The following is a 9,970-nucleotide window of genomic DNA, read 5'->3' on the forward strand; positions in this document are numbered from 1 at the left end:
CGATCATGGTCCTGCGCTCGGAGATTCTGGTGAACAAAAACGCCCTGCCCACTGCGGAACAGGCCCTGCCTGGCCGCGAAACGCCGATGACCCTGCCCGAGAAGCATTTCGTCTTCAAGGACACCCCGCTGCTCGGCCCGTTCTTCGAAGGCGCCATCGACTTTGCGATCTTTGGCCTGGGCTGCTTCTGGGGTGCCGAGCGGCGCTTCTGGCAACGTGAAGGCGTGGTCAGCACCGTGGTCGGCTATGCCGGCGGCTTCACCCCCAACCCGACCTACGAAGAAGTCTGCTCGGGCCTGACCGGCCACACCGAAGTGGTGCTGGTGGTGTTCGACAAGGACAAGGTCAGCTACAAAGAGCTGCTGGCGATGTTCTGGGAACTGCACAACCCGACCCAGGGCATGCGCCAGGGCAACGACGTCGGCACCCAGTACCGCTCGGTGATCTACTGCACCAGTCCCCAGCAACTGGACGAGGCTCTGGCCAGCAAGCAGGCCTACCAGGCCGAACTGAGCAAGGCCGGCTTCGGCGAAATCACCACCGAGATCGACCAGGCGCCGACCGTGTACTTCGCCGAAGCCTACCACCAGCAGTACCTGGCCAAGAACCCAGAAGGCTACTGCGGCATCGGTGGTACCGGTGTCTGCCTGCCACCGAGCCTGCAAGGCAACTGAGGGATCGACATGTCCGCACCGAGCATGACCCTGTTCCATTCGCCGGCCTCGCCGTTTGTGCGCAAGGTCCTGGTGGTGTTGCACGAAACCGGGCAAACCGACCGCGTGGCCCTGCACGCCGTCAACCTCACTCCGGTCAACCCGGTAGCCGAGCTCAACCAGGGCAACCCGGCGGGCAAGATCCCGGCCCTGCGCCTGGCCGACGGTAGCGTGCTGCACGACAGCCGGGTGATCTGCGAGTACCTCGACCTGCAGCATGTCGGTAACCCGCTGATCCCCCGTGAAGGCTGGCCGCGCTGGCACCGCCTGACCCTCGCCTCGCTGGCCGATGCGATCATGGATGCCGCGGTGCTGACGCGCTACGAGACTTTCCTGCGGCCCAAGGACAAACAATGGGACGCCTGGATCGAAGCGCAACAGGACAAGATCCGTCGTGGCCTGAGCAACCTTGAGCAGGAACACTTCGCCGAACTGGCCTCGGTGTTCGACATCGCCGCCATCGGCGTGGCCTGTGCCCTGGGTTACCTCGACCTGCGCTTCCCGGACTTCGGCTGGCGTGAGCAACAGCCGCAGCTGGCGGGGTGGTATGCGCAAGTCAGTCAGCGTGAGTCGATGCAGGCGACTGATCCTTCGGCTACCTGACATTGCCAGGGGCTGCTGTGCAGCCCATCGCCGGCAAGGCCGGCTCCCACAGTGCATCGGTGTACCGCTGACTGTGTGGGAGCTGGCTTTGCCAGCGATGCAGGCGCCGCGCATTACCAGACAGCAGAGCAATCTCATCCCCGACAAGGCCGGCGCCGACAATCACTTCTGCTGTCCACAGGCCGGCGATGTGGGTCGCCAGCACTGCACCCAATACCCTCTCCTCGCGCAAGCCACTCATGACAGTTTCACCTGGCCAACCCGATACCAGTCCAGGCGACGGGTCAGGACCATGAACACACCCAGCAGGCCGAACAGCAGCAGCGAGCCCATCAGCAGCGCGTAATCCTCGGCCGTCAGCAGGCCGTAGAGCATGCCGTAGAGCAGCGCCAGGCCCAGGGCAAAGCCCATGCCGCGAAACACGCTGTGCAGCACGTGGCACAGGTAGAAGCCGATCAGCAACACGCAGCCCCCCGCCGACAACGCATAGGCCTTGGCAAAGCCCAGGTGCTCGGACAACGACAGCAACAGCAGGTAGAAGAACGCCAGGGCCACGCCCACCAGGCCGTACTGGATCGGGTGCACGCTGAGGCCCTTGAGCACTTCGAAGAGGAAAAAGCCGGCAAAGGTCAGGGCAATGAACAGCAATGCATATTTGATTGCCCGTTCGCTTTTGAGGTACTGGTCCACCGGGTCGACGAAGCTGACGCCGAAGGCACGCCCATTGAAATCATTGCACTGCTCGTTGACCACGCACTGGGTCAAGGCGTCTTCGAGGTTGGTGGAGAAGAACGAGGTTTGCCAGCGCGCCGAAAAACCACCGGCATCGACCTTGCGGCTGCTTGGCAGGTAGTTACCGTCGAAGCTTGGGTGCGGCCAGTTGGCGGCCATGCTTACCGTAGTGCTGCGGCCCATCGGCAGCACGTGCAGCTGTCCGGTGCCTTGCAGGCTGAGGTCGAACGCGTAATTGAGCACGGCCTCGGCCTTGCCATCGATGCCCGGCAACAGCGCATGGACGCCACCGCTCATCCAGCTCAGCTTGGTACCGGCGGCAAAGTCCAGACGCTGCTCGTTGAGCTGCAGTTGCAGGCCTTTTTCGATGCCGCGGATGTCGCTGATGCCCACCACCAGGAACGCCGGATCGAAGCGGTAGTCGGCAAAGTCCTCGGTAATCCCCCAGTTGGCCGGAATCTTGAATTGGCCACTGATGTGATTGTCGGCGTGGAACAGGCGCGCCTCATAGATACCGCGCGAACGCAGTTCGGTGTCGATGCCTGCCTTGAGGTCGAAGGTTTCCGGCAAGAAGTACAGATGGCCGGCGACCTGGCTGGCTTCCTGGTAGCTCTTGCCGTCTTCGGTCTTCCAGCGCCGCTCGATCTTGCGGTATGGCACCACCAGCATCGGCCCGCTGATCTGCTGGGCAAAGCTGGAGCTCTGGGCAATGTCGCGCACCACCTGGTCGCGTTGCTCCTGGCGGTCCTGGATCAAGCCGCCAATCATCAGCAAGGGAATCAGCAACAGTGCGATCAGGATGGCAATGGCACCCAGTTTGTAGCTCAGATTTCGGTTCATGGACGGGACTCCGGTTTCGATGGGCAGAGTCTGCGCAAGCGAAATGGAGCCCTTGGGGAGTTATGTGGAGCCTGTGTGCAGACTCTGTGAAGTTTTCAGCCCAGGCGCTTGGCCGGCAACCACAAACGCACGCGTACGCCGTCCTCGACGTTGGCGACTTCCAGCGCGCCGCCATGCAACTGCATCACCTCTTCGACGAAATTCAGCCCCAGGCCGGTGCTCTTGCGCCCGCTGAACGGTCGCGGCAGCGAGTAGAAACGTTCGCTGAGACGACCCAGGGCATAGTCAGGAATCGCCTCGCCCTGGTTGAACAGGCTCAAGGCCACGCGGCCGTCCCCGTGCTCCAGCTCGAACACCAGCAAACCGCCCGGCGGGGTGAAGTCCAGGGCATTGTCCAGCAGGTTGGCAATGGCCTGGCGCATCAGGAAGGGGTCGCATAACAGCCGCGCAGCGACGGGTACGCGCTGACGCACCTGCAGTTCGCCGCTTTCGATCCGCGCGCCCTGGGCCAGCAGCAGCTCGTCGACCAGCGCCGCCAGCGGCACCTGCTGCTGTTCTTCCAGCTCCTGCATCTGCTCGACCTGGGCCAGGTTGAGCAGGCGCTCGATCAACTGCTGCATGCGCGCACTTTCGCTTTCGATATTGCCGGCAAAGCGCTGGCGCTGCTCGTCGCTCATCGGCCCCTGGAGCAGTTCGGAGGCACCGCGGATCGCCGCCAACGGGCTTTTCAGCTCGTGGGTCAGGGTGTGCACGTAACGTTCGACGTAGTCCTTGCCTTCGAGCTGGGTACGCATGCGCTCCACCGCTGCCGCCAGTTGCCACAGCTCACCGCCCCGGTAATGCGGCAGCGCCGTGCGCTCACCCTCACTGACCGCCTGGGCATAACGGGTCAGCCTGCGCAGCGAGCGCGCCAGCCACCACGACAGCGCCGCGCCCACCAGCAGGCCAAGGCCGATCAGGCCCAGGCCGAGGTACAGCAGGCGCCGCTCGGAGCGGTCGATATAGGGTTGCAGCGACTTGTTCGGCTTGGCCACGGTGACCACGCCGATAATCCTGCCTTCATCGAGAATCGGTGCCGCCACGTGCATCACCGACGACTCCGGATCCTCCGGGTTGCTGCGGGTCGAGCGTGCACCGTACTGGCCGCGCAAGGTCAGGTAGACGTCGTTCCAGCGCGAATAGTCCTCGCCCACCGCCACACCTGCGGAGTCGAGCAACACCTTGCCCTGGGCATCGGTGACGTAGATGCGGTGGTTGACCTGGTTCTTCGACAAGCCCCAGATATCGGCCTTGGGCTGGCGCTGGCCGTAGGCACGCAGCAGTATCGGCAAGCGGCTCTGGCCAAGGGTGCCGGCCTTGACGTCGTCGTGGAGGATTTCCGCAAGCAGGTTGGCGGTGTCGACCAGGGTTTCTTCGGTGGACTGGCGCACACCCGGGCGAATCTGCTCGCGCACGGTGCTGAGGATGAAATAGCCGGTCAGCCCGACGAACAGGAAATACACCAGGAAAATCCGTATTCCCAGGCGCATCAGCTGTGGCTCGGGCTGTAGCTGTAACCGAGGCCCCGGTGGGTCTGGATCGGCTCGGCGTCGGCGGCCACCGCGCGCAGCTTGGCGCGCAGGCTCTTGATATGGCTGTCGATGCTGCGCTCGTAGCCGACATCGGCGGCAACGCCGACGGCATCCAGCAGCTGCTCGCGGCTGAATACTCGCTCGGGTTGTTCCAGCAGGCTTTGCAGCAGGCGAAATTCGTGGCGGGTCAGGCTCAGGACCTGGCCGTGGTAGTGGATCTGCATGCGCAGGGTATCGACCTGGAACAGCTCCGGGGCACTGGCAAGCGGTTCGGCGCGCGGCGCCATGCGCTTGAGGATCGCCCGCACCCGTGCCGCGACTTCGCGGGGGCTGAAGGGTTTGACCACATAATCGTCGGCACCGATTTCCAGGCCCACCACCCGGTCGATTTCACCGTCGCGGGCGCTGAGGAACATCACCGGCACTTCACTGAAACGGCGCAGTTGCCGGCAGGTTTCGAAGCCGCTGATATCCGGCAGGCCGATGTCGAGGATGATCAGGTCGGCCGGGCGCTGGCGTTGCTGCTCCAGCGCGGCGCTGCCGAGGGTCACCCACTCGGTGCTGTGGCCGTCGCCTTGCAGGGCGAAAATCAGCGTATCGGCAATGGCCGCTTCGTCTTCGACAATCAATATATGCGGCATGGCATCCGGGCCTGGCGGTGGAAATGCTGCACTTGTAGGAGATTATGCGGCGCCTGGCAAGGCCTCATCGCTGGCAAGCCAGCACCCACAAGGTCTACACCAACCCTGTGGGAGCTGGCTTGCCAGCGATGCTTTTCATTCCATCAGCAGTCCGGCTTGTCTGCAGTAAACCTGCGCGCCGGGTTCACCGCCGCCTTGAACTCGCGCAACGCCTTGGCGCCAATCAGCAATGGATAGTTGAAGCTGCTGCGGTCGGTCAGGTTGACTTCGACGGTACGCTTGACGTCGCCCAGGCACAGCTCCAGGTCAACTACCGGCCGCTTGCTGATCTCGGCGCCCTCGCCATCTTCGTCTTCATCGGCGCGGTTCTTGATCTTGCTGATGCGTGCCAGCTTGTGTTCGTAGACCTTGCCATCGGCATCCTTGGTTGCGACACGAAAGCGCACCCAGTCCTCACCATCACGGGTGAAGCGTTCGATGTCCTTGGCCGACAGCGAAGCGGTCAGCGCGCCGGTATCCATCTTGGCCTTGAAGGTCTGGCCACCGACTTCCGGCAGTTTGATGTATTCGTAGCGGCCGTACAGGGTCGGCTCGGCGGCCATGACCGGCAGGGCCAACAGGGACAGCAGTGCAAGTACCGATTTCACAGGATCCGCTTCCTTGAGATAAGACAGTGTTTAGACTGCGAAGGCAGGATAGGTTCGCGGCAATAGCTTATTCAACACAATGTGAAACATTTGTCCGGCAGGAGCAGACCAGAGCATTTGGCGTACGCCGACAGGGTGCTTATCATTGCCGACCGCTTACTTGAATATAAGAGTTTTCTTATGCGCCGCTTGCTGACGGGCATTCTTGTGACCTTGCTGTTGCTGCTCAACACCCTGGTCCTGATCGGCCCGCTGATGGTCTTTGCCCTGCTCAAACTGGTCCTGCCCGGCCGTTACCGCGACTATGCCTCGTGGGGGGTAATGTGGATCGCCGAAACCTGGGCCGAAATCGACAAACTGATCTTCCGCCTGTGCATCCCGACCATTTGGGACGTGCGCGGCGCCGCCGACCTGCGCCTCGACACCTCGTACCTGGCAGTCAGTAACCACCAGAGTTGGGTCGATATCCCGGCGCTGATCCAGGTACTCAACCGGCGCATTCCATTCTTCAAGTTCTTCCTGAAAAAAGAGCTGATCTGGGTACCGCTGCTGGGCCTGGCCTGGTGGGCGCTGGACTACCCGTTCATGAAGCGCTACAGCAAGGCCTTCCTCGACAAGCACCCAGAACTCAAGGGCCAGGACCTGGAAATCACCAAGGCCGCCTGCGAGCTGTTCAAGCGCCAGCCGGTGACCGTGGTCAACTACCTCGAAGGCACGCGTTTCACCGAAGCCAAGCGCGCCGCCCAGCATTCACCGTTCAAGCATCTGCTCAAGCCCAAGGCCGGTGGCGTGGCCTTCGTGCTGGCGGCGCTGGGCGAACAGCTCGATGCCCTGCTCGACGTCACCATCGTCTACCCTGGCGACCGGGCGCCGGGTTTCTGGGACCTGCTCAGCGGTAACCTGGCTAAAGTGATCATCGACATCCAGGTGCATGAACTGGATCCGGCGCTGTGGGATGGTGACTACGAGAACGACCCGGCCTTGCGCCAGACCGTGCAGGACTGGGTCAACCAGCTCTGGCACGCCAAGGACGCCCGCATCGAGGCCCTGCGCGCCGAGCTGCGCTGATCAGCCGATGATCGCGTGGGGCAAAAAGCGACTGCTGTCCTTGGTGATCAGCGAGTTGTCTTCGCGGATACCGATGCCCGCCGGCAGGTCGCCGACCACCCAACTGCCGATCACCGTGTAGCTGTCGCCAAAGCGCGGCAGCGCCTGAAACTGCTGGACAATGCTCGGCCCGCCGCCATACGGGCCGTCCTCGACCACACGCTGGCCACTGCCGGTGTGGATCTCGATATTTGCGCCCTCGCGGGAGAAGAAGGGTTTGCGCACCCAGCCCTTCTCCAGAGTCGCGCCCGACGTTTGCTCGATGAACGCCGGCAGCAGGTTCGGGTGGCCCGGGTGGCGCTCCCACAGCAGCGCCAGCATGCCCTTGTTGGAGAGGATTGCCTTCCACGGCGGCTCGACGAACAAGGTGCCGCTGTTGGCAATCGCCGGGCCGTACGGGTCGTGGAAAATGTCTTCCCAGGGGTAGAGCTTGAACAGGCTCGGGATTGGCGCGCCAACGTCATCGACAAAGCGCCCGCCGCGACTCAAGCCGATATCTTCCATATCCACCAGGCGCGCATCCAGCCCGGCACCCATAGCGATATCGCGCAGGTATTCGACGGTGCCGCGATCTTCGATCGAGTCTTTTACCGAGGCAAAGTAGAACGGCGTGGCAAAGGTATGGGCGCTCATCACCTGAGTGAGTTTGTCTTCCAGGCTGTTGAACTGATCAGCACCGGCCGGCAGCCCGCCGCGCTGCATCTGCTGCTCCAGCCACAGGTACTGGAAGAAGCTGGCCTCGTACAGTGACGTCGGCGTGTCGTAGTTGGCCTCCAGCAGCTTGGCCGGGCCCTTGCCGTCGTAGCACAGGTCCATGCGCCCGTAGAAATGCGGGTGGCCATCGCGCCACGAGCGGCGGATCAGGTCGAAGTACTGCGCGGGAATCGCCAGGCGCTCGAGCAGCGCTTCACTGTCGACCACCTCGGCCACCAGTGCCATGCACAGTTCGTGCAGCTCGCGGGTCGGCTCTTCGAGGTCGTCTTCGATCTGCCGCAGGCTGAACTGGTAGTAGGCCGACTCGTCCCAGTAGGGCTCGTCGCCAAAGGTGTGGAAGTTGAAACCGAAGTGCTCGGCGGTGGCGCGCCAGTCCGGGCGCGGGGCGATGGAAATTCGCTTCATTGCCAGGCCTCAGGACGCAAAGCCGCCACGCCCCGAAGCGCGCGAGACAAAGCCGTTGTGGGTGCCAACCGCGAACGGCCGCGCCGAGCTGATCAGCTTGTTCGGCTGGGCCATGGGGATGACCGTTGGATGGGCGCTGCTCACGTGCGCCGGATCGCTGCTGGCACCCGTGCCCCCGCCACCACTCATGACCGCATGCTGCGCGGCTTCGCTGAACGGTTGCGAAGCCGGGTGCGACGTATCCAGGCCGGTGTAGTAGTTGTGGTGTGCCACCTGCTCGGTCAGGGTGCTGACCTTGAACGCGTTGCGTCCGTCTCGCTCGTGGTAGATCGCCTCGGACGAATAGCGCGGGTCGGTATCGGTGTACTCGTAGTAGCCACGGCCGCCACCGGAGCCGCCGCTCGACGATGAACTATTGGTGGACGAGCTGCTGTCTTCCTCGTCATCGGCATACACCTGGCGTTCGGTGGTCAGGGCGAAGCCTTCCATCGGCGGGATGTAGTTGTTGGCATAGCGCCGGTAGTCGCACTTGAAATAGGCCGCTTCGCAGCCCTCGGCAGTGACGAAGCGCGGCACGTTGGCGGCATGGTGGTTCTGTGCCGCGACCCAGGCCTGCTGGCACACCTGACGCGGCTTGCCGTCCATGACGCAATAGTCGACGTCCTGATAGCGCTTGGTTTCGCTGATGATCTTGGTTGGCCGGTCGCCGCAGGCGGACAGCACCAGGGGCAGACTGCCCAGGGCGACCAGGCGAATGCGTTTGCTGCGTTTCATTGTCGATCGTCCCTGATCAGGCGGCGGGGGTCATGCAGGCGGCGTTGAGCAGGCCGATGCCGATGGATACGGCGGCCAGCAGTATTGCCGAGGCGGTCTCCTGGCGGGCCATCCGTTCAGCCATGCCTTTGACGCAGCGGTTGACCACCACGAACGCCAGCAACTGCACCACGGCAGCGATCAGCGCCCAGACCAGGAAGTCGAGCAGGGAAATCGAATGGGAAATGGCACTGGCCACCGGAATTGCAAAGCCGATCAAGGCACCGGCCAGGGCAATGGCCGCGGCATTGTTGCCTTCGCGGATCAGGCGCAATTCGTTGTACGGGGTCAGGCGGGTGTAGATGAATGCGTAGAGGGCGAACAGCACGGCGGCGCCGAGCATGTAGACCACAAAACCGAGCACGGCCTCGGCAGGCAAAGACATCTTCAGGGCGTCCATGAACATGGCGAATCACACTTCCTTGTAAAACGGGGCGGGACATATAGCACACCGCCCCGCCCGAGCAAATACCTGCCTTAAACGGAAGGTACGCTGCCACCGGTGCCCCACAGGCTGCCCAGGTTCTGCAACAGCGAACCGCCGACGCCTTGCTGGCCGAGGTACTGCAGAATCAACGGCGCGAACTGGCCGATCATCCCGGTGTCCATGCCCAGCGCGCTGAAGGCGTTGTTCAGGTCGTTGCTGTCTTTGACATTGCCCAGGGCATTGCTCAGGGCCGAGGACTTGTCGCTCTTGCCGAGCAGCGCACCCAAGCCATTCAAGCCGCCCAGGGCTTGCTCGCCAGAAAGCAGGTCGAGGCCCGGTACGGCTTTGCTCAATTGCTCGTAATCGCCGCTGCTGAGCTGGTTCCTGGCCAGGCCCAGCAGTGCGCCGGTGCCGCCAATGGCTTGTTCGGGGGTGACCTTGAGTTCGCTGCCGAGGGTATTGAGCAGGTTCGCCGAAGCGGCTGGTGCCTGCACGGCGGCATCGCCGGTGTTGCCCTTGGCGGCATTGTAGACGTTGGCCGCGTCGTTGAGGCTGAAGCCTGCGAAGACCGGGCTGGCAGCCAGGGTCATCAGGGTGACCAATGCGAAACGTTTCATGGAAAGACCTCGTCAGCCGTAAAGGCAGGGAAAACGAGGTTTTGACCTTGGGTGTGGGGGATTGTTCCGCAGGTGGTGGTGACCTTATCGCCGGCAACGCCGGCTTGTGTCTTGAGGTAGGAATAGAATCAGAAGTGAGA

At 62.9% G+C, this 9,970-nt stretch carries 12 protein-coding genes; 3 read left to right on the forward strand and 9 right to left on the reverse strand.

The features are described 5' to 3' along the window. Nucleotides 1-5: 5 nt before the first annotated feature. Nucleotides 6-674 (forward strand): peptide-methionine (S)-S-oxide reductase MsrA, encoded by a 669-nt coding sequence (gene msrA / locus ABM562_RS13370; RefSeq protein WP_115084955.1) that lies wholly within the window; start codon nucleotides 6-8, stop codon nucleotides 672-674. A gap of 9 nt (nucleotides 675-683) precedes the next feature. Beyond that, nucleotides 684-1,316 (forward strand): glutathione S-transferase, encoded by a 633-nt coding sequence (locus tag ABM562_RS13375; RefSeq protein ID WP_115084954.1) that lies wholly within the window; start codon nucleotides 684-686, stop codon nucleotides 1,314-1,316. Here the strand turns inward: ABM562_RS13375 and ABM562_RS13380 are convergent. The 5 genes from ABM562_RS13380 to rloA2 all read right to left on the reverse strand — a co-directional run bounded on the left by ABM562_RS13380 (nucleotide 1,309) and on the right by rloA2 (nucleotide 5,747). After that, nucleotides 1,309-1,557, reverse strand: a complete 249-nt coding sequence (locus ABM562_RS13380; RefSeq protein WP_115084953.1) for a hypothetical protein — start codon at nucleotides 1,555-1,557, stop codon at nucleotides 1,309-1,311. The genes ABM562_RS13375 and ABM562_RS13380 overlap by 8 nt on opposite strands. Next, nucleotides 1,554-2,888 (reverse strand): cell envelope integrity protein CreD, encoded by a 1,335-nt coding sequence (gene creD, locus ABM562_RS13385; protein WP_115084952.1) that lies wholly within the window; start codon nucleotides 2,886-2,888, stop codon nucleotides 1,554-1,556. Before creD ends, ABM562_RS13380 begins: the two co-directional genes overlap by 4 nt. 95 nt (nucleotides 2,889-2,983) lie before the next feature. Beyond that, nucleotides 2,984-4,417 (reverse strand): two-component system sensor histidine kinase CreC, encoded by a 1,434-nt coding sequence (gene creC / locus ABM562_RS13390; protein WP_115084951.1) that lies wholly within the window; start codon nucleotides 4,415-4,417, stop codon nucleotides 2,984-2,986. Beyond that, nucleotides 4,417-5,100, reverse strand: a complete 684-nt coding sequence (gene creB, locus ABM562_RS13395) for a two-component system response regulator CreB (RefSeq protein ID WP_460422295.1) — start codon at nucleotides 5,098-5,100, stop codon at nucleotides 4,417-4,419. The genes creC and creB overlap by 1 nt, the downstream gene beginning before the upstream one ends. Before the next feature lie 143 nt (nucleotides 5,101-5,243). After that, nucleotides 5,244-5,747 carry a retropepsin-like aspartic peptidase RloA2 gene (gene rloA2, locus ABM562_RS13400; RefSeq protein ID WP_115084949.1) on the reverse strand — a complete coding sequence of 168 codons (504 nt, stop codon included), beginning with the start codon at nucleotides 5,745-5,747 and terminating at the stop codon, nucleotides 5,244-5,246. Nucleotides 5,748-5,927: 180 nt separating this feature from the next. On the opposite strand from rloA2, the gene ABM562_RS13405 reads away from it, so the two are divergent. Then, nucleotides 5,928-6,815 carry an acyltransferase gene (locus ABM562_RS13405; RefSeq protein WP_115084948.1) on the forward strand — a complete coding sequence of 296 codons (888 nt, stop codon included), beginning with the start codon at nucleotides 5,928-5,930 and terminating at the stop codon, nucleotides 6,813-6,815. On the opposite strand, the gene ABM562_RS13410 is transcribed toward ABM562_RS13405, so the two are convergent. From ABM562_RS13410 to ABM562_RS13425, 4 genes are all read right to left on the reverse strand, one after another. Beyond that, nucleotides 6,816-7,973, reverse strand: coding sequence for a glutathionylspermidine synthase family protein (locus ABM562_RS13410; protein ID WP_115084947.1), 1,158 nt, complete (start codon nucleotides 7,971-7,973; stop codon nucleotides 6,816-6,818). A gap of 9 nt (nucleotides 7,974-7,982) precedes the next feature. Then, nucleotides 7,983-8,747, reverse strand: a complete 765-nt coding sequence (locus ABM562_RS13415) for a DUF1190 domain-containing protein (RefSeq protein WP_134061240.1) — start codon at nucleotides 8,745-8,747, stop codon at nucleotides 7,983-7,985. 16 nt (nucleotides 8,748-8,763) lie between these two features. Further along, the gene (locus ABM562_RS13420; protein ID WP_115084945.1) at nucleotides 8,764-9,192 is read right to left on the reverse strand and encodes a DUF350 domain-containing protein; all 429 of its coding nucleotides are present in this window, start codon (nucleotides 9,190-9,192) and stop codon (nucleotides 8,764-8,766) included. 71 nt (nucleotides 9,193-9,263) lie between these two features. Continuing rightward, complete coding sequence (locus ABM562_RS13425; protein WP_258578504.1) at nucleotides 9,264-9,830, reverse strand: DUF2780 domain-containing protein; 567 nt, start codon at nucleotides 9,828-9,830, stop codon at nucleotides 9,264-9,266. Nucleotides 9,831-9,970 lie beyond the last annotated feature (140 nt).

It is taken from the genome of Pseudomonas sp. ZL2, from assembly GCF_054788455.1.

Bases quoted from the DNA above. Each gene is read 5' to 3' on its own strand.
- ABM562_RS13410 (WP_115084947.1), bottom strand. From the start codon at position 7,973: ATGAAGCGAATTTCCATCGCCCCGCGCCCGGACTGGCGCGCCACCGCC.
- ABM562_RS13375 (WP_115084954.1), top strand. From the start codon at position 684: ATGTCCGCACCGAGCATGACCCTGTTCCATTCGCCGGCCTCGCCGTTT.
- ABM562_RS13405 (WP_115084948.1), top strand. From the start codon at position 5,928: ATGCGCCGCTTGCTGACGGGCATTCTTGTGACCTTGCTGTTGCTGCTC.
- creD (WP_115084952.1), bottom strand. From the start codon at position 2,888: ATGAACCGAAATCTGAGCTACAAACTGGGTGCCATTGCCATCCTGATC.
- ABM562_RS13415 (WP_134061240.1), bottom strand. From the start codon at position 8,747: ATGAAACGCAGCAAACGCATTCGCCTGGTCGCCCTGGGCAGTCTGCCC.
- creB (WP_460422295.1), bottom strand. From the start codon at position 5,100: ATGCCGCATATATTGATTGTCGAAGACGAAGCGGCCATTGCCGATACG.
- ABM562_RS13380 (WP_115084953.1), bottom strand. From the start codon at position 1,557: ATGAGTGGCTTGCGCGAGGAGAGGGTATTGGGTGCAGTGCTGGCGACC.
- ABM562_RS13425 (WP_258578504.1), bottom strand. From the start codon at position 9,830: ATGAAACGTTTCGCATTGGTCACCCTGATGACCCTGGCTGCCAGCCCG.
- creC (WP_115084951.1), bottom strand. From the start codon at position 4,417: ATGCGCCTGGGAATACGGATTTTCCTGGTGTATTTCCTGTTCGTCGGG.
- ABM562_RS13420 (WP_115084945.1), bottom strand. From the start codon at position 9,192: ATGTTCATGGACGCCCTGAAGATGTCTTTGCCTGCCGAGGCCGTGCTC.
- msrA (WP_115084955.1), top strand. From the start codon at position 6: ATGGTCCTGCGCTCGGAGATTCTGGTGAACAAAAACGCCCTGCCCACT.